Consider the following 25,878-nt stretch of genomic DNA (forward strand, 5'->3'; position numbering starts at 1 on the left):
TTCAGCCCGTCCGGCGCTTGAGGACGAGCGGCGAAGCCGCGACAAGCGGGGTCTGGGGCGGCAGCCCCAGGAAACGGTGAAAGGGCGGGACCGGGGCACCGCCCGCCGCAGGCGCTACCTCAGGACGTCTTCACCGGCGCCAGCCGGTCCAGCAACCCCGGGTGGGCATCAAGCCAACGCCCGGCGGACGCCTTCTCCTTGCCCTTGCCGCCCTTCTGGATCTCGGCCTCCAGGGAGGCGAGGTCCTTCTCGGACATCGAGAACCCCTTCACCCACTCCGCGATCCGCGGGAAGTCGGCGGCGAAGTCCTTCTTGCCCACGACGTGCAGCTTCTCGCCCTTGCCCCAGGCCCCCTTGGGGTCCTTGAGCTTCTTGAGGTCGTAGGTGCCGTACGCCCAGTGCGGCGACCACAGGGTGGTGACGACGGGCTCCTTGTTCTTGATGGCCCGGTCGAGCTCGGCGAGCATCGTGGAGGTGGAGGACGAGACGACCTTGTACTCGCCGTCCAGGCCGTAGTCCTTGAGGACGTTGCCGTTGAGCTTGCCCATCATGCCGGCGCTGGCCTCGATGCCGACGATCTTCCCGCCGAACTTCCCGGCCTTGCCCTTGAGGTCCTCCAGCGAGTTCACGTCCTTGACGTAGGACGGGACGGTCAGCTCCAGGGAGGTGGGGCCGTACCAGGTGCCGAGGTCGCTGAGCTTGTCGCCGTAGCGGTCCATGTACTGCTGGTGCGTGGTCGGCAGCCAGGAGTCGAACTGGACGTCCATCTGGCCCTGGGCCAGCGCGGTGTACAGCGGCCCGGGGTCGAGCTGCTTGACCTCGGGCTTGTAGCCGCGGGCCTCCAGGACGTTCTGCCAGAGGTAGGTGGTGGCGACGGCCTCGTCCCAGGGGAAGTAGCCGATCTTCACCTTCTGGCCGCGGCCGACGTCGGCCCCGGCGGCGACGCTCTCCCGCTCGCCGCCGACCAGGTGCATACCGCCCGCGACGAGGGCGAGGACGACGACGCCGACGGTGGCGACGGCGGTGCCGGGCCGGTAGTTCAGCACGGCCGAGGGCCGGGCGGTCGCGGCGGACTTGGCGGACGCGCGGCGGCCGAGCGGGGAGACCCGCTTGCCGAGCGCGCCGGTCATCCGGTCCAGGTACATGGCGAGGACGACGACCGCGAGGCCGCTCTCCACACCGCCGCCGATGTCGACCTGGGTGACGGCCGCGTACACCGTCTCACCGAGGCCGCCCGCGCCCGCCATGCCCGCGATGACGACCATGGACAGCGCCAGCATGATGACCTGGTTGACGCCCGCCATGATGGTGGGCAGCGCCAGCGGGAGCTGGACGCGGGTGAGGGTGTGCCGCGGGGTGGTGCCGAACGCCCGGGCGGCCTCGACGAGTTCGCCGTCCACCTGGCGGATGCCCAGCTCGGTCATCCGGACGCCGGGCGGCATCGAGAAGATGATCGTCGCGAACAGGCCCGGGATCGGGCCGATCGAGAAGAACATCACGCCGGGGATCAGGTAGACGAACGCCGGCATGGTCTGCATCAGGTCCAGCACCGGCCGCAGCGCCCGGCTGACGCGCTGGTCGCGGGCGGCCCAGATGCCCAGCGGCACCGCGAGCAGCAGGGTGATGAAGCTGGCGACGAGGACGAGCGACAGCGTCGCGGTGGCCTCGTCCCACAGCTCGAAGGAGTCGATCAGGGCGAGCCCCGCGAAGGCGAACACCCCGGCGAGCAGCCCGCGCAGCCACCAGGCGACGACGGCCAGGATGCCCGCCATCAGCAGCGCGTCGGGGGCTTCGAGCACCGCGTGCACACCGTCGTAGAGGCCGGTCAGGACGGTGCTGATGGCGTCGAACAGCCAGGAGAGGTGGGTCTGGAGCCAGTCCACGGCGGACTGCGCCCAGGAGCCGAGCTTGATCCTAGGCATGGGCGGTCACCCCCGCCGGCTGCTCGCCGAGCACGGCCAGCAGCCGGTCCCGGGTGACCACCCCCGCCGGGGCGCCGTCGGCGCCGGTCACGGCGACCGGGCCGGTGCCGAGGGCCAGCGGGGCGAACAGGTCGGCCAGCGGCGTGTCCGCGGCCACGGTGGCGACGGCGTCCGCGCCGGAACCGTCCTCCGCGACGGAACCGGCGGTGAGGACCCGCGAGCGGTCGACGTCCTGGATGAAGGAGGCGACGTAGTCGTTGGCGGGCCGGACGAGGATGTCCTCGGCGGTGCCGTTCTGGACGATGCGGCCGTCGCGCATGACGGCGACGCGGTCGCCGAGGCGCATGGCCTCGTTGAGGTCATGGGTGATGAACACGATGGTCTTCTTCAGCCGCTTCTGCAGGTCCAGCAGCTGGTCCTGCATATCGCGGCGGATCAGGGGGTCGAGGGCGCTGAAGGACTCGTCCATCAGCAGCAGGTCGGCGTCGGTGGCCAGGGCGCGGGCGAGGCCCACGCGCTGCTGCATGCCGCCGGACAGCTCGTCGGGCCAGGAGCGCTCCCAGCCGCCGAGCCCGGCGAGTTCCAGGGCCTCGGCGGCCCGCCGGTCGCGCTCGGCGCGCGGGACGCCGCGCACCTCCAGGCCGTAGCCCGCGTTCTCGAGCACGCTGCGGTGCGGGAAGAGGGCGAAGTGCTGGAAGACCATGCTGATGTTGCGCGAGCGGACCTCGCGCAGCTCGGCGGGGGTGAGGGCGGTCAGGTCGCGCCCGTCGTAGGAGACCCGGCCGGAGGTGGGGTCCAGGAGGCCGTTGAGCATCCGGAGCAGGGTGGACTTGCCGGAGCCCGAGAGACCCATCACGACGAAGATCTCGCCGGCCTCGACCTCGAACGAGGCGTCGATCACGGCTGCCGTGGTGCCGTCCGCACGCAGCTCGTCGCGGCTCGCGCCGCCTTCGAGCCGCTTGACGGCGGCTTCGGGTCGTTTGCCGAACACTTTGTACAAGTGCTCGGCCTTCAGCCTGGACACATACACCTCACGGGTCGAACCTGGTGACGCCCGCCTCCCCCCGGCGGGCGGCCGTGGAACGGGACGGGCATCGGGCCCGCGTCCCGTGCGCGCCGTTCCGGCACAGACGGGTCCGCTCCGCGGCCGCGCCTGCCCCGGTTTCCCGGGAGCAAACGGAAGAGTGATCCACTTCACATCCGCTCCACTTGGGGCCGAGGGTGTGTCAGTGACGTACGGCATGATCGGGGTGTGACGCGACGCCTGATGCTCCTCGACACCGCCTCCCTCTACTTCCGCGCGTACTTCGGCGTCCCGGAGTCGGTGCGGGCCCCCGACGGCACGCCCGTGAACGCGGTGCGCGGCCTGCTGGACTTCATCGCCCGCCTCGTCCAGGACCACCGCCCGGACGACCTCGTGGCCTGCATGGACGAGGACTGGCGCCCGCAGTGGCGGGTGGACCTCATCCCGTCCTACAAGGCGCACCGGGTGGCCCGAGAAGGAGGGGCGGTCGCGGGCGGAACGGACGAGGAGGAGGTGCCGGACACCCTCTCCCCCCAGGTCCCGGTGATCGAGCAAGTGCTGGACGCGGTGGGCATCGCCCGCGTCGGCGCGCCGGGATACGAGGCCGACGACGTGATCGGCACGCTCACCGCGCGGGCCGCCGGCCCGGTGGACGTGGTCACCGGCGACCGGGACCTCTACCAGCTGGTCGACGACGCCCGCGGAGTACGCGTGCTCTACCCGGTGAAGGGCGTCGGCACGCTCCAGATGGTGGACGAGGCGGTACTGCGGGAGAAGTACGGGGTGGACGGCCCCGGCTACGCCGACCTGGCGCTGCTGCGCGGCGACCCCAGCGACGGGCTGCCCGGCGTGCCGAGCGTCGGTGAGAAGACGGCGGCGAAGCTGCTGGCCGCGTACGGCGACCTGGCGGGGATCCTCGCGGCCGTGGCCGACCCGGCGTCGAAGCTGACCCCGGCCCAGCGGCGGCGGCTGGACGAGGCGCGCCCGTATCTGGCCGTGGCGCCGAAGGTGGTGCGGGTGGCGTCCGACGTGGCGCTGCCGCCGTTCGACGCGGCCCTGCCCGCCGGCCCGCGCGACGCGCACGCCCTGAACGCGCTGGCCGAGCGGTGGGGGCTGGGCGGATCCTTGCAGCGGCTGCTGTCCGCCCTTCCCGGGGAGGAGTAATGTTAGGTTAGGCAGACCTAACTAAGATCTCGCCGCAAGACCCCGCAACCGCGCGTGCTCAGGGAGACCGTCCAATGGCAGAACGCCCCGCCCCCAGGAAACGACCGGTCCACCGGGCGCACGTGCTGCGCACCGAGCGCCTGACGCCGCACATGACACGGGTGGTCCTGGGCGGCGAGGCCCTGGACGCGTTCCCCGCCGGGGAGTTCACGGACCACTACATCAAGCTCCTCTTCCCGTACGAGGGCGTCGCCTACCCGGAGCCCTTCGACATGGAGGTCATCCGCCGGGACCTGCCGCGCGACCAGTGGCCGCGCACCCGGACGTACACCGTCCGCTCCTTCGACCGGCTCGCCCGCGAACTCGTCGTCGACTTCGTCGTCCACGGCGACGAGGGCCTGGCCGGCCCCTGGGCCGCCCGCGTCGAACCGGGCACCGAGGTGCTGTTCATGGGCCCGGGCGGCGCCTACGCGCCCGACCCGGAGGCCGACTGGCACCTCCTCGCGGGCGACGAGAGCGCCCTCCCCGCCATCGGCGCCGCCCTGGAGCGGCTGTCGGCGACCCGCCCCGACGCCACGGTCCGGGCGTTCGTCGAGATCGCCCACGAGGACGAGGAGCAGAAGCTCGACCTCGCCCCGGGCATCGAGGTGACCTGGCTGCACCGCGGCGCCGCCACCGTCGGCGAGGCCCTGGTCACCGCCGTCCGCTCCCTCGATTTCCCGCCCGGCGACGTGCACGCCTTCGTCCACGGCGAGGCCGGCTTCGTCAAGGAACTCCGCCGCCACCTCCGCCTGGAACGCGAGATTCCCCGCGAACGCCTCTCGATCTCCGGCTACTGGCGCCGGGGCCACGACGAGGACGGCTGGCAGGCATCCAAGCGAGAGTGGAACCAGCAGGTGGAGGCGGAACAGGAGAAGGCGGCGAGCCCGTCCGGCGTCTGAGGGCGGAACGCGAACGCTGCCCACGCCCATCCCTCCAGCGTTTGAGGACGGCGCGCGAACGCTGCCCCCGCCCGACCCTCCAGCCCGTCCGGCGTTTGAGGACGCGCGCCGCAGGCGCGCCGGGGGGGGTGCGGGGGCGCAGCCCCCGCAAGAAACGGAGAAAGGGCGGGACCGGGGCACTCCACAACAGCCACGGCCCGCAGCCGCCGCCCGCCCCCGGGGATAGGCTCAGCGCCATGCGCCCCGCACGGATATCCCTCGCGAGCACGGCCGCCGCGGTCCTCGCCCTGGCGACGGCCGGACCCGTCCTCGCCACGCCCGCCCCGGCCACGCCGCACACGGAGATCACCAGCGCCGCCCCGGCCCCGCGCGGCGGCGACGCCGAGTTCGTCGTGACCGTCGAGGGCCCCGCCCCCGAGGGCGTCGACTCCATAGTCGTGGAGTCGCCCGTCTTCGACGCGAAGATCACCGTCCCCAAGAAGGACTTCGGCCACAACAAGGCCGACGACACCACCGTGCCGGTCCGCGCCCGGGTCCGCTGCGACGCCCGGCCCGGCGACCACCCGGTCCAGGTGCTGCTGAACGGCGCGGACGAGCCCGCCGCCGCCACGCGGCTGACGGTGACCGGCGGGCGCGCCGGCGCCTGCGCCGGCGGCTCGCCCCGGCCCACCGCGTCCACCGCGTCCACCGGCCCGGCCGGCGCGCCCACGCTGGGCCTCCGCCCCGGCGGCCGGGAGCCGCAGCGCGGCGGCGAGGCCGTGTTCACCATCACCACCGACCGTGCCACCCTCGACGCGCACGACGCCCTCACCCTCCGCTCCCCCGCCTTCGTCACCCCCGTCAAGCGCCTGTCCAGGAACTTCAAGGAGGGCAAGGCCGACGGCTGGTGGACCGACCTCGCCGGCATGGTGCGCTGCGACGTCCAGCCCGGCACCTACGCGGTGGACCTCGTGGCCGGCGGGGGCGACGAGGAGGAGGACTCGCCCCTGGCGTCCGTGAAGCTCACCGTGCCCCAGGCCATGGACCCGGCCAACCGCGACTTCTGCGCCGGCCCCCACGCGTACAAGGAGATCGTCGACCGGACCAGCGAGACCGCGCCCGACGAGGACGGTTCCGGTGACGGCGATCACGCGGCCGGTGGCGGCGAGGGCGGCCCGGGCACCGGCGCGATCGTCGGCATCGCGTCCGCCGCGGCCCTGGTGGCGGCATCGACCACGTACGTCCTCGTCGGCCGCCGCCGCAAGCGGGCACGGAAGCGGCCTGACGAGTCCTGGTAGGCCCAGCCCGCTTCCCGGCGTTCAGGGGACAAGCGGCGAAAGGAGGGGGCAAGGCCGAGCCGGAACCCCGCCCCCACCCGGCCTACACGGACCGCTGGTAGGCCCGGAACGTCCGTCCCGAAACCCACACCGCGACCGCCCCGGCCGCCATCAGCAGCCCGCCCCGGCCCAGCACCAGGCCCCAGTCCGGGTCACCCGCCAGCGCGGACCGGCTCATGACCAGCGCCCAGTCGACGGGGTTGTAGTCGACGGCGTGCCGCATCCACCCCGGCATCAACTCGGGCTTCATGAAGGCGGACGAGACGAACGTCAGCGGCAGCAGCAGAAACGTGTTGAGCGCGATGATCGACTCCCGCTGCCGGGCCAGCACCCCGATCGTGTTGGACACCGCCCCCGTCACCACGGCCAGCAGCACGGAGGCGAGCACCAGCACGGCCAGGCCACCGGCCCCACCCGGATAGTCCGCGCCACCGGCCAGCCCCAGCAGCAGGATGACGACCGACTGGACGGCCGTGCTGACGGCCTGCTGCACGACGTTGGCGTTGAGCAGCGCGCCCCGGCTCACCGGCGTGGTGAGGAAGCGGTTGAGCGTGCCGCGCTCTATCTCGTCCAGCGTGCTCATCCCCGCCCACATGGCGCTGGAGAGGGCACTCATGACGACGACCCCCGGCACCAGGTAGTCGAGGTAGCTGCCGCCGAAGCCGGGCAGTTCGACCACCCGGCGGAAGAGGGCGCCGAAGAGGAACAGCCAGATCACCGGCTGGATCAGGGTGATCACCATGAAGGCGGGCTGCCGCACCACGGCGGTCAGTTGACGCTGCGTCATGTACCAGGTGTGCCGGAGGGCGACGCTCATCGGACACCCCCCGCCGGAACGGCCCGCGCGTCGACGTCGGCGTCCGCGAAGCGCCGCCCCGCGTGCCGCAGGTACACGTCGTCGAGGGAGGGCCGGGCCACGGTGACGGCCGCGACCGGGACCCCGGCCCCGGCGAGCACGGCCAGGACGGCGGGGACGGCCGCGGCGCCGTCGTCCGCCCGGGCGCTCAGCCGGCGCCCGTCGAGGACGGTCTCCCGGACGCCCGCGGACGCGCCGAGCGCCGCCGCGAGGGACGGTCCGGCCGCCGGGTCCACGGGATCACGCAGCTCGACGTGCACGGCGTCGCCGCGCAGTTCGCCCTTGAGCCCGTCGGGCGTGCCGGTCGTGACGACGCGCCCCCGGTCGACGATGGCGATCCGCTCGGCGAGCCGGTCGGCCTCGTCCAGGTAGTGGGTGGTGAGCAGGATGCTCAGCCCCTCCTCCCCGGCGAGCCGGTCGATCTCCTCCCACATGGCCGTCCGCGCCTCGGGGTCGAGCCCGGTCGTCGGCTCGTCGAGGAACAGCACCTCGGGCCGGTGGACCAGCCCGATCGCGACGTCGAGCCGGCGCAGCATGCCGCCGGAGTACGTCCGGGCGGGCCGGCCGGCCGCGTCGGCGAGGGCGAAGCGGGCCAGCAGTTCGTCGGCACGGGCGGCCAGGGCGGGCCCCCGGAGTCCGTACAGCCGGCCTTGCAGCAGCAGGTTCTCCCGGCCGGTGGCCGTGGGGTCGGCTCCGGAGCGCTGGGCGACGACGCCGATGGCGCGGCGTACGCGCTCGGGCCGGCGGAGGACGTCGTGGCCGGCGACGGACGCGGTGCCGGCGTCCGGCCGGGCCAGGGTGGTGAGGATCTTGACGGTGGTGGACTTGCCGGCGCCGTTGGGGCCGAGGAGCCCGAAGACGGTACCGGCCCGGACGGTCAGGTCGAGCCCGTCCAGGGCGGCGACCCCGCCGGGGTAGGTCTTGGTCAGCCCGCGCGCCTCGATGGCGGGCGCGGCGGTGCCGACGGGCATGGCTGTGCTCATGGCTGAGCGGCCTCCGTGTGTCGGTGGGTTCGGTGCAACCGAATCCGGTGCCGCCGGATTCGGGTGTATGACGAACCGGTCCACGGGGGTGCCGGGCTATCCTGGGTGTGCCGCACCTCGACAGCCGGCCTGCCCCGCAGGCCCGTTCGGGGTTCCGGGGTCCCGGTGGGGGCTGTTGCAGCAGCACCCGCCGGGACCTCGTCATCTCGCTCTCTTCGGGCGGTCTCGGGGAGACCGTCCCTCACTCCGCGTTCTCGCTCGCGGCCTCCTCCAGTTTCCGCAGGGTCTCCGGTATCCGGCCGGTCTCGCTCAGCTCCCGCCATTCGGCGGTGCCGCCGACCGCGTCCCGGTCGAGGTCGGCGCGGAAGCCGTGCAGCCAGTCCAGTTCGGCCTCCAGCATGTGCAGCCGGAACTCCGCCTCGACGAGCAGCAGCCGGGGCAAGGTGCCGTCGAGCTCCCGGAGCGCCTCGCGGTGCCCGGCGGCCTCGTCCTCGCGGGCGGCGATCCGCTCGTCGAACAGGGCGCGGGCGTCGTCGTACGGCAACGCCATGAGCAGCGACAGGGCCGTCTCGAACAAGGGGTACTCCCGCACCGGGACGGCCACCAGGTCGGCGAGCCAGTCGCGCGCCTCCCGCCGCCCGGCGGAGGTGAGCCCGTAGAGCGTGCGCTCCGGGCGGTTGCCCCGGCGGTCGGTACCGGCCTCCTCGACGAAGCCGTGCTTCTCCAGGTTGCGCACCACGGTGTAGAGCGAACCGTAGTTGATCTTGATGCTCTGATCCTTGCCCCGCAGTCGCAGCACCCTGGCGATCTCGTACGGGTGCAGCGGCCGCTCGAACAGCGTGACCATGACGGCCAGCGCCAGGGGATTGCTCAGCTTGCGACGGACTGTGCGGACTGCCCTCGACACGTCGACTCCTCGTCGTCGTATATCCGTTCGCAAGCATATCGCGTTACCCGAAAAAGACAAGCCCGCGATGTATCGCGTTTCGAGGATCCTCCGGAACGCGAGAGAGCCCGCCCCCGGAGGACTTCCGGGGGCGGGCTCTCACCGAGGAACCGATACGGCGACCGGCGCGGCTCACCCCACCGAGGAGTACGCCACCACCCCGCGCAGCAGACCGTCGACCGCCTTGCGGGCGTTGCGCGCGACCGGGCTGCCGTGCGGCGCGGCCGCCGCGATCTGGCCCAGGACGTCGATCAGCTGCTTGGTCCAGCGGACGAAATCGCCGGCCGGCATCTCGATCTCGCGCAGCACCTCGTCCAGCCCGTGCCCGGAGGCCCAGCGGTAGGCGGCCCAGGCGAACCCGAGGTCGGGCTCGCGCTGTCCCACGCCCTCCGCCTGGTTGATCCGGTGCGCCTCCTCCAGGGCGTCCAGCCGGCCCCAGATGCGGACCATCTCGCCCAGGGCCGCCTTGGCGGCACCGGACGGCAGCTTGGGTGCCACCGCGTCGTCGCTCATCCGCGCCTCGTAGACCAGCGCGGACGCGCAGGCCGCCAGCTCGGCCGGGGCCAGCCCGTCCCAGACGCCCTCGCGCAGGCACTCGGAGGCGAGCAGGTCCAGCTCGCCGTAGAGCCGGGCGAGCCGCCGGCCGTGCTCGGTCACCTCGTCGTTCCGCAGGTAGTCGAGGTCGGTCAGCAGCGCGCAGATCCGGTCGAAGGTACGGGCGATGGTGTTCGTCCGGCCCTCGATCCGCCGCTCCAGCTGCCGGGTGTCCCGCAGCAGCCGGTGGTAGCGCTCCGCCCAGCGGGCGTGGTCCTCGCGCTCGTCGCAGCCGTGGCAGGGGTGCGCCCGGATCGCCGTCCGCAGCCGGGAGATCTCGGCGTCGTCGACGGCCGCCGACCGGCCCTTGCGGTGCCGCTCGGGGACGATGTGCCCGGCCTTGGTGCGCAGCGCCGACGCGAGGTCGCGGCGGGACTGCGGGCTGCGCGGGTTGAAGGTGCGCGGGATGCGCATCCGCTCCAACGGCTCGACGGGCACCGGGAAGTCGAGCGCGGCCAGCCGCTTGACCTGCCGTTCGGCGGTGAGCACCAGCGGGCGCGGCCCGTCGTACGCGTCCCAGCCGCGGTGCCGGTCGGTACGGCCGGGCAGCCCGGGGTCGAGCACCAGGGCGAGCCCGGCGAACTTGCCGGTCGGCACATGGATCACGTCGCCCGGCTTGAGCTTCTCCAGGGCGGCGGCCGCGGCGGCGCGGCGCTGGGCGGCGCCCTGCTTGGCCAGCTCGGTCTCCCGCTCCTTCAGCTCGCGGCGCAGCCGCGCGTACTCGTCGAAGTCGCCGAGGTGGCAGGTGATCGCCTCGCGGTAGCCCGCCAGGCCCTCCTCGTTCTTCTGCACCTGACGCGAGATGCCGACGACCGAACGGTCCGCCTGGAACTGGGCGAACGAGGTCTCCAGCAGCTCCCGCGACCGGTGCCGGCCGAACTGGGAGACGAGGTTGACCGCCATGTTGTACGACGGCTTGAAGCTGGACCGGAGCGGGTACGTCCGGGTGCCGGCCAGACCCGCGAGGGCGCCCGGGTCCATGCCCCGCTGCCAGAGCACGACCGCGTGCCCCTCGACGTCGATGCCCCGCCGCCCGGCCCGGCCGGTCAGCTGGGTGTACTCGCCGGGGGTGATGTCCGCGTGCTGCTCGCCGTTCCACTTGACGAGCTTCTCCAACACCACCGACCGGGCGGGCATGTTGATGCCCAGGGCCAGCGTCTCGGTGGCGAAGACCGCCTTCACCAGCCCCTTGACGAACAGCTCCTCCACGACCTCCTTGAAGGTCGGCAGCATGCCCGCGTGGTGCGCGGCGATGCCCCGCTCCAGCCCCTCCAGCCACTCGAAGTAGCCCAGGACGTGCAGGTCCTCGTCGGGGATCGACGCCGTGCGCTCCTCGACGATCTCGCGCACCCGGCGCCGGGCGTCGTCGTCGTTCAGCCGCAGCCCTGCGTAGAGGCACTGCTGGACGGCGGACTCGCAGCCCGCGCGGCTGAAGATGAAGGTGATGGCGGGCAACAGGCCCTCGGCGTCGAGCCGTTCGATGACCTCGACCCGGCTGGGGGTCCAGATCCGGCTGCGCTGCCGCCGCTCCCGCTCGCGGTCGGCCTCCCGGCCGCGGCGACGGTCCCGGCCGCCCATCGGCCGGCTGTTCTCCATCCGGGCCAGCCGGACGAGGTCCGGGTTGACCTCCCGGCGCCCGGTGACGGGCGTGCCGTCCGGACCCGTCTTCTCCTCGAACAGGTCGTACATCCGCCGCCCGGCCAGCACGTGCTGCCACAGCGGCACCGGCCGGTGCTCGGAGACGATCACCTCGGTGTCGCCCCGGACGGTGTCCAGCCAGTCGCCGAACTCCTCGGCGTTGGAGACCGTCGCCGACAGGGACACCAGCGTCACCGACTCGGGCAGGTGGATGATCACCTCTTCCCAGACGGCGCCGCGGAAGCGGTCGGAGAGGTAGTGCACCTCGTCCATGACCACGTGGCCCAGCCCGTTGAGGGCCTGGGACCCGGCGTACAGCATGTTCCGCAGCACCTCGGTGGTCATCACGAGCACCGGGGCGTCGGAGTTGACGCTGTTGTCACCGGTCAGCAGCCCGACCTTGGCGGCGCCGTAGCGCTTGACCAGGTCGTTGTACTTCTGGTTGGACAGCGCCTTGATGGGGGTGGTGTAGAAGCACTTGCGGCCCTCGCGGAGGGCCAGGTGGACGGCGAACTCGCCCACGATGGTCTTGCCGGAGCCGGTCGGCGCCGCGACCAGCACCCCCTTTCCGGCCTCCAGGGCCTTGCAGGCGTCGATCTGGAACGGATCCAGCTCGAAGTCGTACATCTCACGGAAGGAGGCCAGCGCGGTGGCCTGCTCCGCGGCGCGCCGCTTCGCCAGGGCATAGCGCTCAGCAGGGGACATGTCGTCGGTCATCTTGTCTACGAGCCTACCGGGCGGGTCGGACAGGCACGCGATCTTTACCAAGGGGCGCCCTGCGGGCGGCTGTGCCCCGGTCCCTCCCCCTAAGGGGCACCCCCACTTCGCCGTTTCCCGGGGCCAAGCCCCCGGACCCCTGAAACCGCGCTCCGCGTGGTTGAGGACGAGCGGCGAAGCCGCGACAAGCGGGGTCTGGGGCGGCAGCCCCGGGAAACGGCGAAGTGGGGGTGCCCCCTTTGGGGGAGGGACCGGGGCTCACCCCCCTCGAACCCCCAGCACCCGCACCGCCCCCGGCACCATCTCCGCGACCAACGGCAGCGCCCCCACCCGCTCCCCATCCGCGTACGCCGTCACATCCGCCGCAGCCAACGAAACCCGCGCCGCCCGAAACACCCGCACCTTCGGATGCGAAAGATGCGTCCCCCGATATACCCGGGGAAACACCCGCAACAGCTCCCCCCGCCCACAGGCCCCCACCACCGTCACGTCGAACAGCCCGTCGTCCATCCGCGCGTCCCCGCAGATCCGCATGCCGCCCCCGTACGACCCGCCGTTCCCGACGGCGACGAGCGTCGCCTCGATCCGCCGCTCGGGCCCGTCGTCGAACCGCAGCCGGTAGGGGATCGGCCGCAGCGCGGCGAGCTCCGCGAGCAGCGCGAGGTCGTACCGGAGCCGCCCGGAGGGGAACCGCATCCGGTTGCCGCGGTCGTTGACGCGCGAGTCGAAGCCGGAGGCGAGCACGGTCCCGAAGTAGGGACCGCCGGCCACCCTCCCCAGATCGCGCGGGGCACCCCCGTCCCCCTTCAGCGAACCGGCGATCAGCCGCGCCGCCGCCTCCGGATCCCGGACGGGCAGCCCGTTGGCGCGGGCGAAGTCGTTGCCGGTCCCGACGGCGACGACGCCGAGCGGGGTCGGCGTCTCGGCGACGGCCTGGAGGGCGAGCGAGACCATCCCGTCCCCGCCCACGGCGATCAGCGCGCCGGTGCCGCCGGCGACCGCCTCCCGGGCCCGCCGCAGCGCGTCGGCCTCGTCCGCGCCCACGACGGTACGGACGGAGTGCCCGGCCGCGCGCAGCACCCGGGCGGCGGGCAGCGCGGCGCGGGCCCCACGGCCCCGGCCGGACGCCGGATTGACGAAGAGGGTGATGTCGCTGGTCACGCGCGGACCCTACGCGACGGGGCGGCAGTCGTATACCGACTGCCGCCCCGGGGGTACCGATGAGGATCAGGTGAAGTCGTCGTACCCGTTCCGCCGCACGGGCTGCCCGTTGTGGCCCTCACGACCGGACTCACGCCCGGACCGGTCCAGAGCGGGCAGCGGCTCCACATCGCCGACCGGCTCCGGCGTCAGGTCCAGGGGCGCCGCCTCGTCGTCGTCGAGGAGACGGTCCGGGTTGGCCCTGCCCCTGCGCTTGTCGTTGAGCAGGGCGATGCCGACGGCGATGAAGTACAGCGCGACGATCGGCCCGGCCAGCATGAACATCGAGTACGGGTCGACGGTCGGCGTCGCCACGGCCGCGAAGATCGTGACGCCCATGATCATGCCGCGCCACCAGCCCAGCATCCGGCGGCCGGTGAGAATCCCGCCGAAGTTGAGCAGCATGAGCAGCAGCGGCAGCTCGAAGGAGAGGCCGAAGACGATGATCAACCGCATGATCAGGTCGAGGAGGTCGTCCAGCGGCACGAGGTTGGTGACCCCGTCCGGTGTGAACTCGATCAGCACCTTGGCGGCCGTGGGCATGATCGTGTACGCGAACCAGGCACCCGCGGCGAAGAGCGGAACACCCGCCGAGACGAAGCTGAGCGCGTACTTCTTCTCGTGCCGGTGCAGGCCCGGCGCGAGAAAGGCCCAGAGCTGGTAGAGCCAGACCGGGCTGGACAGCACCAGACCGGAGACCATGGCCACCTTCATCGACAGGGCGAAGGGCCCGGTCAGCCCCGACATCGTGAGGGTGCCGCACTTGGTCTTGGTGCCGGACTTGGTGTCCAGCAGCTCCTTGATGGTGAGGTCACAGCCGATGGACTGCTGGATCGGGTGCTGGAACACCTCGATGATCTCGCGGTAGTAAATGAACGAGACGATCGAGACGATCACGATCGCGATGACCGACTTCGCCAACCGGTTGCGCAGCTCACGAAGGTGCTCCGCGAGCGGCATCCGCCCCTCGGGATCCTTCTCCTTCTTGCGGGCAGGCTTGAGCAACCCACGTCCCTATCTCGTGCGGCGGACGGTCGCCGACGGGCGGCCGCCCCAGTCGTCCTCGGTCGTCAGCGCTGCGTCGTACGGTCGGCCGGCTCCTGCACCGGGCGCGAGGTCACGTCGCCGGGGGCCGCCTTGATCGTACGCGGGGCCGCCGCCTGCTGGTCCGCGGGCTCGGCGGGCGCCGCGGCGTCCTTGCCCTCGGACTTCATCGCCTTGGCCTCGCTCTTGAGGATGCGGGCGGACTTGCCGAGGGCACGCGCCATGTCGGGGAGCTTCTTGGCGCCGAACAGGAGCACGACAACGACGAGAATGAGGATGATCTCGGGGGCCCCGATCCGTCCGAACAACATAAGCGTTTACCTTCTCACCGAAGCGGTTTAGGGGTGTGGAGCTGTGGACCGATAAGACGTTTTGTCCAGCAGTCGTACGGCAGCGATCGTAACGCGCAAGGATGAACGCCGGGCAATCCCCGCGCGTACTTCCCCGCCGTTCCCCCGCTGTTCCCGCGGGCGACCCTCCGCTTCGTCGGCCGGGTCACCCGCACCAGCGTACCGCCAGCGGTTCCGGCGCAGGAGACGGCCGTCGGCCGCTTCCGGTGCGGCCGTGCGCGCCCGGTGTCACTCCGGGCGCACGCCGTGCGCCACCCGCGCGGCCTCCGCCGCGAGCGGCGCGGCGGCCCGCTCCAGGTCCTCGGTCGCCCGGGCGATCCGCCGGGAGCTCTCCTCGACCTGCCGGGCCAGCCGGCGCACCTGCGCCAGGACGAGCGCGGCGAGCACGCCGAGCACGGCGATGCCGCAGAAGGAGAGGGCGACGGCCAGCATGGGGAAGAGCATGGGGACGAACCTACCGAAGCCGGAACGGAGCCCGGGCACAGGGCCGCCCCCCGGCGGACCCGCCCCCGCCCTGGGCCGGCAGACCTGGCGGGCCCGCCCGTCCCGTCGAACCCAGCGGAGACCCCGCCCGTCCCGCCGGACCCAGCGGAAACCCGCCCATCCCGTCACTTCCGACGGCCCCCACCCACCCCGTCACACCCGCGAGTGCAGCCGCAGCGTCCGCACGCCCCCGCCGGTCAGCAGTTGCACGATCCGCTCCCCCGCCGGCTTGCGAACCGACGCGCCGCAGTCGGGGCAGGTGAAGGAGTAGAAGGTGGTGCGCCGGCTGCCGCCGATCGCCAGCCGGAACGCGCCGGCGGCCAGTTCGAAGCTCCCCCGGCAGTCAGGGCAGGCGGCCTTGAAGACCGCGTCCGACAGCTCCCGCGCGTACCCGCTCACCGTGCCCACCTCACCCGCCGTACGCCGCGAGGGCCTCGCGCGCCGCGTCCCGGGCGCTCGCCGCCAGCTCCGGGGGCGAGACGATCCGGCCGTCCCGGCCCAGCCGCAGCGCCAGCCGGCGCAGCGAGGCGGGGTCGGGGGTGCGCAGGGTGATCCGCAGACCGCCGCCGGGCAGCTCGTCGGCGCTGTCATGGGGGTAGTACTCGGCCACCCAGCGTCCGCCGGGGCCCACCTCGACGACGACCTCGGGATCCTCGGCCGCGGGCTGCACCAGCCCGGCCGACAGGTCGCGGGGCTCGACCGGCGGCGGGTCGGAGACCTCGTCCAGCAGCCGGATCTCGGCCACCCGGTCCAGCCGGAAGGTGCGCCGGGCCTCGGAGAGCCGGCACCACGCCTCCATATAGGTGTGCCCGACGGCGAACAGCCGGATCGGGTCGACCTCGCGCTCGGTCAGCTCGTCGCGGGCCGGCGAGTAGTAGCGGACCCAGAGCCGGCGGCGCTCGGCGATGGCCCGGTCGACGTCGGCGAAGACGCCGCCCTCGGACTCGAAGGTGACCGAGAGCCGGGAGCTGGCGCCCGCCGTCTCCCCGGCCGCCGCCTCGATCTTGGCGGTGGCGCGCACCAGCGCCTGCCGGTCGCTCTCCCGCAGTCCGGGCAGGTTGGCCACCGCGCGGGCGGCCACCAGCAGGGCGGTGGCCTCGTCGGCGGCGAGCCGCAGCGGCTCGCCCGTGCTGGTGCCGGACGCGTCCGGGTTGTGCCACCAGATGCGGTCGCCGTCGGTGTCGATGTCCAGCAGGTCGCCGCCGCGGAAGCTGGTGCCGCACATCGGCAGCACGTCGAGGTCGCCGATCAGCTCGTCCTCGGTGATGCCGAAGGCCCGCGCGACGTCGGCGACGCGGGCGCCGGGGCGCTCGCGCAGGTAGGTGACCAGCGACAGCATCCGCCGGGTCTGGTCGATGGCGTTTCCGGCCATGGGGGGTCGGTCCGTACCTTTCCGTTCACAGTCCGATCGGACCCGTTCCCGGTCCGCTCGAACCTGCTCGAAGTCCGCTGGGTGTTCGACGGGGTCCGCTCGCCGGAACGCGCCGGCGGCGAGCCGTCAGCCCTCGGCCACGGCCCGCAGCCGGTCGAGGACGTCGGCCCGCAGGTCGTCCGGTTCCAGCACCACCACGTCCGGGCCGAACTCGACGAGCCAGGCGTCCAGCCCGTGCCCGTACGGGATCTCCAGCTCGTCCCAGCCGTCGCCCAGGTCGCGGCGGGACAGGGCCTTGGCCCGCAGCGGGTAGCCGTGCCCGGCCCGGACCCTGATCAGCGCGGTGCCGGTGGCCGTCTCGCCCGCCCAGCTCTCCACCGTCTCCCGGACGGTGACGTGGTCGGGGACCGGCGCGGTGAAGGGCAGGGCACGCGAACGGACGCGGCCGGTGATGCGCGAGAGGCGGAAGACGCGCTCCGCCTCGCGGTCGCGGTCCCAGCCCGCCAGGTACCAGTGGCCGCGCCAGCACTCCAGCGTCCACGGCTCGACGTGCCGCTGCTCGGGCCGGGCCGCGTTGGCCTTGCGGTAGTCGAAGACGACGGTCCTGCGGTCGCGCGCCGCCAGCATCAGCGGCTCGAACGCCGCCTCGTGCACGGGGATCCGCGTCTCCAGGGCGCCGCCCTCGTACGCGTCCTCCGCCAGCGGCATGCCGGCCGCGCGCAGCTTCTGCAGCGCGCCGCTGGCGGCCGACGCCAGCCGCGCCTGCTGCCAGACCTTCGCGGCGAGACCGAGCGCCGCGGACTCCTCGACGTCGAGGGTGATCGGGGGGAGGCGGTTGCTGTCCCGGCGGGCGAGGTAGCCGGTCTCCCCGTCGACGCCCTCGACCGTCTCGATGATCAGACCGAGCTCGCGGAGGTCCTCCTTGTCCCGCTCGAACATGCGGTTGAAGGCGTCGTCGCTGCCGGTGCCGGCGGCACGGTGGGCCGGGGCGGCGTCCGGGTCGCGATCGGCCGCGACGTCCGCGGAGGCCGCCTCACTCCCCGGCCCGAACGCCACCGCACTCCCCGGCCCGAAGGCCACCGCACTCCCCGGCCCGAAGGCCACCGCACTCCCCGGCCCGAAGGCCTCGATGTACGCCTCGATCGAGCCCCGAAGCTCCCGCTTGCTGAGCGGACGACGCGTCCCCAGCAGGCACAGCGCCAGATTCATCAGCCGCTCGGCCTTGGCAATCGCCATCGACGCCCTCTCGCCCTCTTCTCATGTTCTTTCAACCGATGACCGTACCGCTCACGGGTCACCCGGCAAAAGCCGAGGGCCCGCGCGGATCGCGCGGGCCCTCGGTCACGACCGGTCGGTACCCGGTCAGACGCCCATCAGGTCGCAGACGAAGATCAGCGTCTCGCCCGGGGCGATCACGCCACCGCCGGCGCCGCGGTCGCCGTAGGCGAGGTGGGCGGGGATGGTCAGCCGGCGGCGGCCGCCGACCTTCATGCCCTGGATGCCCTTGTCCCAGCCCTCGATGACCTGGCCGGCACCCAGCTGGAACTCCAGCGGCTTGCCGCGGTTCCAGCTCGCGTCGAACTCCTCGCCGGTGGAGTAGGCGACGCCCACGTAGTGGACCTTGACGAAGTCGCCGGCCTTGGCCACCGCGCCGTCGCCCTCCCAGATCTCGACGATCTCCAGGTCGGACGGGGCCGGGCCCTCGGGGAAGTCGATCTCCGGCTTGTCGATGTTCACGTAAGTGCTCCTACGAACGGATTCTGCGGACAACCGTGCAAGTTTCGCAGACGAGCGGTCCGGGCTCGTCCCCGAGAGGCGGTCAGACCTTGCCCACGATGTCCACGACGAAGACCAGCGGCGCGTCGGCGGGGATGCCGCTGCCCGGCGGCGGGCTGCTGCCGTACGCCTGCTCGGCCGGGAGCACCAGCAGCACCCTGTCCCCCACGTGCTTGCCGACCAGGCCCTTGTCCCAGCCGGAGACGACCGAACCGGTGCCGATCTGGAAGCCGGTGGCGCCGCCGTGGTCCCAGGACGAGTCGAACTTCTTCCCGCCGTCCCACAGCACGCCGGTGTACTGGGCGACCAGGCCGTCGCCGGCCTTGACCTCGGGGCCGTCGCCCTTGATCAGTACCTGTTCCTTGAGCTCCTTGGGCGCCTTCTCCCCCTTGGGCATGGTGATCTCGGCCGGCTTCCCCGACTCGGCCTTCACCTCCGGCATCCCCGGCTCGGGCTTCGCCTGCTCGCCCTTGGCCTCCGCCTTGGCGTCCACCGTGCCGGTGCCCACCACGTCGAGGACCCACACGAGCGTCTGGTCCGCGTTCTGCTGGACCTTGTCGCCGTACATCGACTTCAGCGTGCCCTCGGCCCACACCCGGGTGCCGACCTTGCGGCCCACCAGGGCGTCGGCGACCGCGTCCGGCACCTGGCCGCCGCCCTCTCCGCCGCCCACCCGCTGCACCAGCTCGCGGCGCGGCCCCTTGGTGTCCTGGCCCGGCTCGGGGTTCCAGGTGCCCTTCGGGGTGGCGCCCTCCTGGGCCGACTGCACCGCGAAGGCGAGCCGGGTGAACGCGCCCTTCTCCACCGTGGCGCCCTTGCCCTCGGTGATCGTGGTGATCCGCACCTTGTCCGGACCCCTGGCGTCCTTGGGAACGGAGATCTTCGGCTGCTCGCCGAAGGCGCCCGTCACCGTGATCTTCGAGCCGCCCTGCGCGGACCCGGAGCTCTCCGACGCCTTGGAGCTGCTCTCGGAGGACTTCTTCGAGCCGTCGTCCGAGCCGCAGCCCGCGGCGGTCAGCAGCAGGACGGGCACGGCCAGGGCGGCGGCCAGACGGCGGGACGGGCGGGTGCCGCTCGCGGTCCTCGCGAGGCGACGGGATTGCGGGAAACGTCCCGCGGTGAATCGCAGCATCGGTCCAACTCGGGCTAGGGGGTGGTGGCTGAACAGTGCCCGCCACTCTACGGCCTGAGTCCCGTCCGGCACCCCCGTCCGACACGGCGGTGCGCCGGACCGAGGGGTCCGGCGCACCGATGTCCCATTCGCTGCCCCGAATTCACGAATTCAGGCCGTGCGTCCGCTCACATTCCGGCAATCAGCTTTTCCACCCGGTCGTCCACCGACCGGAAAGGGTCCTTGCACAACACGGTGCGCTGCGCCTGGTCGTTGAGCTTGAGGTGGACCCAGTCGACGGTGAAGTCCCGGCGCTGTTCCTGCGCGCGGCGGATGAAATCGCCGCGCAGCCGTGCCCGGGTGGTCTGCGGGGGCACCGACTTGCCCTCGAAGATCTTGAGGTCGTTGCACACCCGCGCGGCCTGGCCGCGCCGCTCCAGCAGGTAGTACAGGCCCCGGCGACGGTGGATGTCGTGGTAGGCGAGGTCTATCTGCGCGACCCTCGGGTGCGACATGCTGATGGCGTTCTTCGCCCGGTAGCGCTCGATGAGCTGGTACTTCATCACCCAGTCGATCTCGGTGGAGATGCGGTCCAGGTCCTCGTCCCGGATCGCCTCCAGGGAGCGGCCCCACAGCTCCAGCACCCGCTCGACGACGCCCGTGCGGATGCCGCGCCGCTCGCAGAAGTCGACCGCCTTCTCGTAGTACTCCTGCTGGATCTCCAGGGCGGACGCCTCCCGCCCGCTGGCCAGGCGCACCTTGCGGCGGCCGGTGATGTCGTGGCTGACCTCGCGGATGGCCCGGATGGGGTTCTCCAGGGTGAGGTCGCGCATCACCGTGCCCGCCTCGATCATGCGGAGCACCAGGTCGGTGGCGCCGACCTTGAGCAGCATCGTGGTCTCCGACATGTTGGAGTCGCCCACGATGACGTGCAGCCTGCGGTACCGCTCGGCGTCGGCGTGCGGCTCGTCCCGGGTGTTGATGATCGGGCGGGAGCGGGTGGTGGCGGAGCTGACGCCCTCCCAGATGTGCTCCGCGCGCTGGCTGACGCAGTAGACGGCGCCGCGCGGCGTCTGCAGGACCTTCCCGGCGCCGCAGATCAGCTGACGGGTCACCAGGAAGGGGATGAGGATGTCCGCGAGGCGGGAGAACTCCCCGTGTCTGGCCACGAGGTAGTTCTCGTGGCAGCCGTAGGAGTTCCCCGCGGAGTCGGTGTTGTTCTTGAAGAGGTAGACGTCGCCCGCGATCCCCTCCTCGTGCAGGCGGCGTTCGGCGTCGACGAGCAGTCCTTCGAGAATGCGCTCGCCCGCCTTGTCGTGGGTGACCAGTTCGATCACGTTGTCGCACTCTGGTGTCGCGTATTCCGGGTGCGAGCCCACATCGAGGTAAAGACGGGCGCCGTTGCGCAGGAAGACATTGCTGCTGCGGCCCCAGGAAACGACACGGCGGAAGAGGTACCGCGCCACTTCGTCAGGCGACAGTCGGCGCTGTCCCCTGAACGTGCACGTGACGCCGTACTCGTTCTCCAGCCCGAAAATGCGGCGGTCCATGCCTGAACACTACGCCTGATGCCCTGCGCTGAAACCGGGTTCGACGGCACCGTTCCGATCGGATTCCGAACGCGCGACGACGGCCGACGCCTTCTCGGGGGCGGTCAGCGCCTTGCGCGCCGCCAGCAGGACGAGCGCCGCGGCGATCCCGCCGCCCGCCGCGACCGCGAACCCGGCCCGGGCGCCGCCCGACTGCACCGCCGGGCCGACGAACGCCGTGCCGATGGACGCGCCGACGCCGAACGAGGTGACCAGCCAGGAGAACGCCTCGGTGGCCGTGCCCGTCGGCGCGTGCCGGTCGACGACGACGAAGGCGCAGGCGAGCGCGGGCGCCAGGAACACACCGGCGACACCCGCCAGGACGGTCATCGGGACGACACCGGGGACCGTCAGCAGCGGCAGGTAGCAGACGGCCAGCGCGGCGATGATCACCCGCAGCCGGCCCTCCGGCGCGCCGGCCCACTGCCGGCCGCCGTAGACGACACCGCCGACCAGGGCGCCGGCGCTGAGCGCGGACAGCAGATAGCTGGAGATCATCTGGTCGCCGTGCGCGTCGGCGTAGGCGACGGAGGCCACGGCTATGGAACCCAGCGCCGAGCCGACGAAGAAGAAGGTGCCCAGGACGACCAGCAGCCCCCGGGAGCGCAGGGCGCCCAGCCAGTGCGCCTCGCGCGGCTCGCTGCGCCACTTCCGCGAGGGCGGCGAGCTGACCACCGCGAGCGCGCCGAGCACGCCCAGGACGTTGATGACCAGCAGCGCGGCGGCCTCGGACCACTCGCGGACGAACAGCATCACGATGAGCGGGCCGACCGCGTACATGACCTCCTGGGCCACGGCGTCCAGGGCGTAGGCCGCGTGGATGCGGTCCTCGCGCTCCAGGACGGACGGCCACAGCGCCCGCAGGCCGCCCTCCAGCGGCGGGGTGAAGAAGCCGGCGACGATCATGGCCGCGTAGGCGACGGGCAGCGGTTCCAGGCCGACGGCGGCGAAGAGGACCATGCCCAGCGCGGACAGCACGGCCGAGGGCAGCATCACGCGCGGCTGGCCGTACAGATCGACGGCCCGGCCGAGCAGCGGCTGGCCGAACGCGTTGGCGACGCCGTAGGTGGCGGAGAGGGCGCCGGCGAGGGTGTAGCTGCCGCCCTCGGCGCGGGCGAAGAGGACGACCGCCAGCGCGGCGGTGGCGGTGGGCAGCCGGCCCACCAGGGTGCCCACCAGCAACCGTGCGGCGTACCGCGTCCTGAGCATCTCGCCGTAGCCCGCCGCCATCATCTGCCTCTCTCGACCGGCATCCGAGCCGGTTTTACGTATAACGTTGACGCGTTATACGTACCATGTCGGCAGCTCACGGGTCCAGCCGTGGGCGAGGCGGCGGAGAGGGGCGTCACCGGTGGTGACGGACGGCGAACAGAGGTCGGACGGAGTGCGCGGCGGGGGCCGCTGGCCGACGGTCCGCGGGACGCACGCGGCGCCCGCCCGGGCGACCAGCAGGGACGTGGCCCGCGCGGCCGGCGTCTCCCAGGCGACCGTCTCCCTCGTCATGGGCGACAAATGGCGCGGCCGGGTCTCCGAGGCCCGCGCCGAGGCGGTCCGCTCGGCCGCCCGCGAACTCGGCTACCGGCGCAACCTCGCCGCCCGCGACCTGCGGCTGGGCCGCACGCGGACCGTCCTGCTCGTCGTCCCCGCGCTCACCAACGAGTTCTTCGCCCGCGTCTACGCCGGGGCCGCCCGGGTGGCCGGGGAACAGGGCGTCGGCGTCCTCCTCTACCCCTCCCCCGAGGGCATCGGCCCGGCCCGGGACCCCTTCGCCTCCGCCCGCGCCGCCCTCGACGGCGTGATCGCCTCCTCGATGGCGGTCGACTCCCTGGCCGCCCTGCGGGACGGCGGGCTGCCGGTGGTCATGCTCGACAGCGACCCCGACAGCGCGGAGGCCGCCGCCACCGTCAACCCGGACATCGCCGACGGCATGCGGCAGGTCGCCGCACACCTGCTGGCCCTCGGCCACCGGCGCTTCGCCCACCTGTCCGCCGACGTCGACTCCTGGACCTTCCGGGTCCGGGCGCGCGCCCTGGCCGACGCGCTGCGCGGCGTCCCCGACGCGCGCGTGGTGCGCACGGAGCCGGCCGCTCTGCACGTCGACGCGGGGCGGGCGGCGGCCGAACGCGTCCTCTCCGGACCCGGCCCGCGGCCGACCGCCCTGGTCTGCGACGACGACATGCTGGCCGCGGGGGCGTGCAAGGCGGCTCGGCGGCTGGGCTTGCGGGTCCCGGACGACCTCTCCGTCACCGGGTTCGCCGACCTGTCCCTCGCGACGGCCGTCGACCCGGAGCTGACGACGGTCCGGCTGCCCGCGGAGGCCGTCGGGGAGGCGGGGATGCGGGCGCTCGCGGCCGTGCTCGACGGGAGGCCCGATGGCGCGGCGGAATTGCCGGTGTCCTTGGTCGCCCGCGACTCCAGCGGCCCGGCGGCGGGTGGCGCCTGACGGCGGGGGTTGCCCCGATCCCGCCCTTTCACCGTTTCCTGCGGGGGCAAGCCCCCGCACCCCCGCAACCGCGCTCCGCGCGGTTGTCCTCAAGCGCCGGACAGGCTGAAATCAGCCCGTCCGGCGCTTGAGGACGAGCGGCGAAGCCGCGAAAAGGGGGGTCTGGGGGCGCAGCCCCCAGGAAACGGCGAAAGGGCGGGACCGGGGCAACCTCCCCTCAGGACGCCCCCGCGTCCCCGCCCTCGTCCTCGGAGGACGCGGACGTCTCCGCCCCTTCCTCCATCAACCGCGTCAGCTGACTCCCAAGCAACCGCTTGAACTTCCGCTGCTGCGGCCGCGTCCGATCCAGCACCGCCACCTCGAGCTGCTCCGCCGTCAACGTGCGCTCCGAGCCGTTCGCGTCCCGGGTGAGCGACTCGACGGCGAGCTTGAGCGCCTCGGCGAGGGTCATCCCGTCCCGGTGCCGCTGCCCGAGATAGCTGCTGATCTGATCGGCGTTGCCGCCGACCGCGACCGAGCCGTGCTCGTCGACGATCGAGCCGTCGTGCGGCAGCCGGTAGATCTGGTCGTCCTCCGGGCCGGCCCCGACCTCGGCGACGATCAGCTCGACCTCGTACGGCTTCTCGCCCGCGCTGGAGAAGATGGTGCCGAGGGTCTGGGCGTAGACGTTGGCGAGGCCCCGGGCAGTGACGTCCTCGCGGTCGTAGGTGTAGCCCCGCAGGTCGGCGTAGCGGACGCCGCCGATGCGCAGGGTCTCGAACTCGTTGTACTTCCCGACGGCCGCGAACGCGATGCGGTCGTAGATCTCGCTGACCTTGTGCAGCGCGCGGGACGGGTTCTCGGCAACGAAGATCACGCCATCGTTGTACTGGAGGACCACGACGCTGCGGCCGCGCGCGATGCCCTTGCGGGCGTACTCGGCGCGGTCGGCCATGGCCTGCTGGGGAGAGACGTAGAACGGCGTCGACACCGGTTATCCGTCCCTTTCTGGTCTGTGGGGAGTGCGTACGGAGGACTCGGACCCGGCGGGCCTCAGAGCAGCGCGGCCCGGGGCCCGTCGGGCTCCTGGAGCCGCCGCTCGTGGATGGCCCGGACGGTCTCGGCCAGGTCGGCGTCGGTGAGCCTCCGGTACCCCTCGTCGGAGATGACGGTGACGATCGGGTAGATGCGGCGGGCGAGGTCGGGACCGCCGGTCGCCGAGTCGTCGTCGGCCGCGTCGTACAGGGCCTGTACCACCAGTGTGGCGGCCTGTTCGGCGGAGAGGTCGTCCCGGTACAGCTTCTTCAGCGAGCCCCGGGCGAAGAGCGAGCCGGAGCCGGTGGCCGCGTAGCCGTACTCCTCGGAGCGCCCGCCGGTCACGTCGTAGGAGAAGATCCGGCCCTTGCCGCGGTCCACGTCCCAGCCGGCGAACAGCGGCACCACGGCGAGGCCCTGCATGGCCATGCCGAGGTTGCTGCGGATCATGGTGGAGAGCCGGTTGGCCTTGCCCTCCAGGGAGAGCTGGGTGCCCTCGACCTTCTCGAAGTGCTCCAGCTCCAGCTGGAAGAGCTTGACCATCTCCACGGCGAGGCCGGCCGTGCCCGCGATGCCGACGGCCGAGTACTCGTCCGCCGGGAAGACCTTCTCGATGTCGCGCTGCGCGATGACGTTGCCCATGGTGGCCCGGCGGTCGCCGGCCAGCACCACCCCGCCGGGGAAGGTCGCCGCGACGATGGTCGTGCCGTGCGGCGCCTCGACGGCGCCCATCACGGGCGGCAGCTGCCGGTTGCCGGGCAGCAGCTCGGGGGCGTGGTTCCCGAGGAAGTCCACGAACGAGGACGAGCCGGGAGTCAGGAAGGCAGCTGGTAGACGCCCAGTGCTACGAGGGTTGGCTTCCACACGTTTCCTTCCACGTATTCGGCGGCACGCCTGTCGGCGTCCGGCCGATCCTTGAACTGTCCTGGGGCGGCGTGGCGGCCGAAGCACAGCGCTCCGCGCACGGCGCCCGTTTTGTGATCATGATCCACGTGCTCCGCCGGAGCGGCAAGGCCGTTCGAACAGAGGGCTTGCCGGCCCTCCGGCGATCCGTCGCCCGCGGCGGCCGCCCGCGGTCCGTTTTCCCCGCACCGCGAGCGGCACTTCGCTACAGGCTTGGCGAAGATCCGACTCCCCGCGGGATTCGACCTACGATCCGTAGGCCAAATCACTGACCACCCTTCTGAACGAAGCTTCGAACGAAATCCTCGGCGTTCTCTTCCAGGACGTCATCGATCTCGTCCAGGACGGAGTCCACATCGTCCGACAGCTTCTCGTGCCGCTCCTTGAGGTCCTCGGACGCCTGCGCCTCCTGCGCCTGCTCCTCGGTCTCCTCGGTGGAACGCGTCGCCTTCTGCTGTCCGCCGCCGGTGTCCTTGGTCGCCATACCCCTCA

The 25,878-nt window shown here is 72.5% G+C and carries 25 protein-coding genes; 4 read left to right on the top strand and 21 right to left on the bottom strand.

Going from position 1 to position 25,878, the window contains the following annotated elements; genetic code table 11:
* Positions 1–119: 119 nt before the first annotated feature.
* Both J7W19_RS05810 and J7W19_RS05815 read right to left on the bottom strand, forming a co-directional pair.
* Positions 120–1,922, bottom strand: coding sequence for an ABC transporter permease/substrate binding protein (locus J7W19_RS05810; protein ID WP_004944257.1), 1,803 nt, complete (start codon positions 1,920–1,922; stop codon positions 120–122).
* The gene (locus tag J7W19_RS05815; RefSeq protein ID WP_004944255.1) at positions 1,915–2,946 is read right to left on the bottom strand and encodes a quaternary amine ABC transporter ATP-binding protein; all 1,032 of its coding nucleotides are present in this window, start codon (positions 2,944–2,946) and stop codon (positions 1,915–1,917) included. Before J7W19_RS05815 ends, J7W19_RS05810 begins: the two co-directional genes overlap by 8 nt.
* 243 nt (positions 2,947–3,189) lie before the next feature.
* On the opposite strand from J7W19_RS05815, the gene J7W19_RS05820 reads away from it, so the two are divergent.
* From J7W19_RS05820 to J7W19_RS05830, 3 genes are all read left to right on the top strand, one after another.
* Positions 3,190–4,110, top strand: a complete 921-nt coding sequence (locus tag J7W19_RS05820) for a 5'-3' exonuclease (protein WP_004944253.1) — start codon at positions 3,190–3,192, stop codon at positions 4,108–4,110.
* Positions 4,111–4,184: 74 nt separating this feature from the next.
* Positions 4,185–5,051 carry a siderophore-interacting protein gene (locus J7W19_RS05825; RefSeq protein ID WP_040889633.1) on the top strand — a complete coding sequence of 289 codons (867 nt, stop codon included), beginning with the start codon at positions 4,185–4,187 and terminating at the stop codon, positions 5,049–5,051.
* Between the two features lie 236 nt (positions 5,052–5,287).
* Positions 5,288–6,328 (top strand): hypothetical protein, encoded by a 1,041-nt coding sequence (locus tag J7W19_RS05830; RefSeq protein ID WP_004944249.1) that lies wholly within the window; start codon positions 5,288–5,290, stop codon positions 6,326–6,328.
* Positions 6,329–6,410: 82 nt separating this feature from the next.
* On the opposite strand, the gene J7W19_RS05835 is transcribed toward J7W19_RS05830, so the two are convergent.
* The 15 genes from J7W19_RS05835 to J7W19_RS05905 form a co-directional block, all read right to left on the bottom strand.
* Complete coding sequence (locus J7W19_RS05835; protein ID WP_004944247.1) at positions 6,411–7,184, bottom strand: ABC transporter permease; 774 nt, start codon at positions 7,182–7,184, stop codon at positions 6,411–6,413.
* Complete coding sequence (locus tag J7W19_RS05840; protein WP_004944246.1) at positions 7,181–8,194, bottom strand: daunorubicin resistance protein DrrA family ABC transporter ATP-binding protein; 1,014 nt, start codon at positions 8,192–8,194, stop codon at positions 7,181–7,183. The genes J7W19_RS05835 and J7W19_RS05840 overlap by 4 nt, the downstream gene beginning before the upstream one ends.
* A gap of 253 nt (positions 8,195–8,447) precedes the next feature.
* Positions 8,448–9,053 (bottom strand): PadR family transcriptional regulator, encoded by a 606-nt coding sequence (locus tag J7W19_RS05845; RefSeq protein WP_004944245.1) that lies wholly within the window; start codon positions 9,051–9,053, stop codon positions 8,448–8,450.
* Positions 9,054–9,284: 231 nt separating this feature from the next.
* Positions 9,285–12,101 (bottom strand): DEAD/DEAH box helicase, encoded by a 2,817-nt coding sequence (locus tag J7W19_RS05850; protein WP_004944244.1) that lies wholly within the window; start codon positions 12,099–12,101, stop codon positions 9,285–9,287.
* Positions 12,102–12,359: 258 nt separating this feature from the next.
* Positions 12,360–13,262, bottom strand: coding sequence for a diacylglycerol kinase (locus J7W19_RS05855; RefSeq protein ID WP_004944242.1), 903 nt, complete (start codon positions 13,260–13,262; stop codon positions 12,360–12,362).
* 66 nt (positions 13,263–13,328) lie between these two features.
* Positions 13,329–14,306, bottom strand: a complete 978-nt coding sequence (tatC, locus tag J7W19_RS05860; protein WP_004944238.1) for a twin-arginine translocase subunit TatC — start codon at positions 14,304–14,306, stop codon at positions 13,329–13,331.
* A 65-nt stretch (positions 14,307–14,371) separates the two neighbouring features.
* Entirely contained in the window at positions 14,372–14,653 is a 282-nt protein-coding gene (gene tatA / locus J7W19_RS05865) for a Sec-independent protein translocase subunit TatA (RefSeq protein WP_040889645.1), read from the bottom strand.
* Between the two features lie 270 nt (positions 14,654–14,923).
* Positions 14,924–15,139, bottom strand: coding sequence for a hypothetical protein (locus tag J7W19_RS05870; protein WP_004944231.1), 216 nt, complete (start codon positions 15,137–15,139; stop codon positions 14,924–14,926).
* A gap of 192 nt (positions 15,140–15,331) precedes the next feature.
* Positions 15,332–15,577: a CpXC domain-containing protein gene (locus tag J7W19_RS05875; RefSeq protein ID WP_004944228.1), complete on the bottom strand. Its 246-nt coding sequence runs from the start codon at positions 15,575–15,577 to the stop codon at positions 15,332–15,334.
* A gap of 10 nt (positions 15,578–15,587) precedes the next feature.
* Positions 15,588–16,550 carry a helix-turn-helix transcriptional regulator gene (locus J7W19_RS05880; protein ID WP_004944225.1) on the bottom strand — a complete coding sequence of 321 codons (963 nt, stop codon included), beginning with the start codon at positions 16,548–16,550 and terminating at the stop codon, positions 15,588–15,590.
* A gap of 126 nt (positions 16,551–16,676) precedes the next feature.
* Entirely contained in the window at positions 16,677–17,786 is a 1,110-nt protein-coding gene (locus tag J7W19_RS05885; RefSeq protein WP_210455291.1) for a helix-turn-helix transcriptional regulator, read from the bottom strand.
* Positions 17,787–17,912: 126 nt separating this feature from the next.
* Positions 17,913–18,287, bottom strand: a complete 375-nt coding sequence (locus J7W19_RS05890; protein WP_004944219.1) for an FKBP-type peptidyl-prolyl cis-trans isomerase — start codon at positions 18,285–18,287, stop codon at positions 17,913–17,915.
* A gap of 82 nt (positions 18,288–18,369) precedes the next feature.
* On the bottom strand, positions 18,370–19,458 hold the full coding sequence (locus J7W19_RS05895; RefSeq protein WP_004944217.1) for an FKBP-type peptidyl-prolyl cis-trans isomerase: 1,089 nt from the start codon (positions 19,456–19,458) through the stop codon (positions 18,370–18,372).
* A 167-nt stretch (positions 19,459–19,625) separates the two neighbouring features.
* Entirely contained in the window at positions 19,626–20,987 is a 1,362-nt protein-coding gene (gene pafA, locus J7W19_RS05900) for a Pup--protein ligase (RefSeq protein WP_004944214.1), read from the bottom strand.
* Positions 20,988–20,996: 9 nt separating this feature from the next.
* Positions 20,997–22,256, bottom strand: coding sequence for an MFS transporter (locus J7W19_RS05905; protein WP_004944211.1), 1,260 nt, complete (start codon positions 22,254–22,256; stop codon positions 20,997–20,999).
* A gap of 226 nt (positions 22,257–22,482) precedes the next feature.
* Between J7W19_RS05905 and J7W19_RS05910 the strand changes: the two genes are divergently transcribed.
* Positions 22,483–23,469 (top strand): LacI family DNA-binding transcriptional regulator, encoded by a 987-nt coding sequence (locus J7W19_RS05910; protein ID WP_004944203.1) that lies wholly within the window; start codon positions 22,483–22,485, stop codon positions 23,467–23,469.
* 217 nt (positions 23,470–23,686) lie between these two features.
* Here J7W19_RS05910 and prcA read toward each other — a convergent pair whose 3' ends face one another.
* The 4 genes from prcA to J7W19_RS05930 form a co-directional block, all read right to left on the bottom strand.
* Positions 23,687–24,439, bottom strand: coding sequence for a proteasome subunit alpha (gene prcA / locus J7W19_RS05915; RefSeq protein ID WP_004946302.1), 753 nt, complete (start codon positions 24,437–24,439; stop codon positions 23,687–23,689).
* A gap of 62 nt (positions 24,440–24,501) precedes the next feature.
* Complete coding sequence (gene prcB, locus J7W19_RS05920) at positions 24,502–25,347, bottom strand: proteasome subunit beta (protein WP_004946301.1); 846 nt, start codon at positions 25,345–25,347, stop codon at positions 24,502–24,504.
* On the bottom strand, positions 25,299–25,655 hold the full coding sequence (locus J7W19_RS33395) for an endonuclease domain-containing protein (protein WP_078588064.1): 357 nt from the start codon (positions 25,653–25,655) through the stop codon (positions 25,299–25,301). The genes prcB and J7W19_RS33395 overlap by 49 nt, the downstream gene beginning before the upstream one ends.
* Positions 25,652–25,870, bottom strand: a complete 219-nt coding sequence (locus J7W19_RS05930; RefSeq protein WP_004946299.1) for a ubiquitin-like protein Pup — start codon at positions 25,868–25,870, stop codon at positions 25,652–25,654. Before J7W19_RS05930 ends, J7W19_RS33395 begins: the two co-directional genes overlap by 4 nt.
* Positions 25,871–25,878 lie beyond the last annotated feature (8 nt).

Origin of the sequence: Streptomyces mobaraensis NBRC 13819 = DSM 40847, from assembly GCF_017916255.1 — a bacterium.
GTDB lineage: Bacteria > Actinomycetota > Actinomycetes > Streptomycetales > Streptomycetaceae > Streptomyces > Streptomyces mobaraensis.

Bases quoted from the DNA above. Each gene is read 5' to 3' on its own strand.
- J7W19_RS05810 (WP_004944257.1), bottom strand. From the start codon at position 1,922: ATGCCTAGGATCAAGCTCGGCTCCTGGGCGCAGTCCGCCGTGGACTGG.
- J7W19_RS05820 (WP_004944253.1), top strand. From the start codon at position 3,190: ATGCTCCTCGACACCGCCTCCCTCTACTTCCGCGCGTACTTCGGCGTC.
- J7W19_RS05825 (WP_040889633.1), top strand. From the start codon at position 4,185: ATGGCAGAACGCCCCGCCCCCAGGAAACGACCGGTCCACCGGGCGCAC.
- J7W19_RS05830 (WP_004944249.1), top strand. From the start codon at position 5,288: ATGCGCCCCGCACGGATATCCCTCGCGAGCACGGCCGCCGCGGTCCTC.
- J7W19_RS05835 (WP_004944247.1), bottom strand. From the start codon at position 7,184: ATGAGCGTCGCCCTCCGGCACACCTGGTACATGACGCAGCGTCAACTG.
- J7W19_RS05840 (WP_004944246.1), bottom strand. From the start codon at position 8,194: ATGCCCGTCGGCACCGCCGCGCCCGCCATCGAGGCGCGCGGGCTGACC.
- J7W19_RS05845 (WP_004944245.1), bottom strand. From the start codon at position 9,053: ATGGTCACGCTGTTCGAGCGGCCGCTGCACCCGTACGAGATCGCCAGG.
- J7W19_RS05850 (WP_004944244.1), bottom strand. From the start codon at position 12,101: ATGACCGACGACATGTCCCCTGCTGAGCGCTATGCCCTGGCGAAGCGG.
- J7W19_RS05870 (WP_004944231.1), bottom strand. From the start codon at position 15,139: ATGCTCTTCCCCATGCTGGCCGTCGCCCTCTCCTTCTGCGGCATCGCC.
- J7W19_RS05880 (WP_004944225.1), bottom strand. From the start codon at position 16,550: ATGGCCGGAAACGCCATCGACCAGACCCGGCGGATGCTGTCGCTGGTC.
- J7W19_RS05885 (WP_210455291.1), bottom strand. From the start codon at position 17,786: ATGGCGATTGCCAAGGCCGAGCGGCTGATGAATCTGGCGCTGTGCCTG.
- J7W19_RS05895 (WP_004944217.1), bottom strand. From the start codon at position 19,458: ATGCTGCGATTCACCGCGGGACGTTTCCCGCAATCCCGTCGCCTCGCG.
- pafA (WP_004944214.1), bottom strand. From the start codon at position 20,987: ATGGACCGCCGCATTTTCGGGCTGGAGAACGAGTACGGCGTCACGTGC.
- J7W19_RS05905 (WP_004944211.1), bottom strand. From the start codon at position 22,256: ATGGCGGCGGGCTACGGCGAGATGCTCAGGACGCGGTACGCCGCACGG.
- J7W19_RS05930 (WP_004946299.1), bottom strand. From the start codon at position 25,870: ATGGCGACCAAGGACACCGGCGGCGGACAGCAGAAGGCGACGCGTTCC.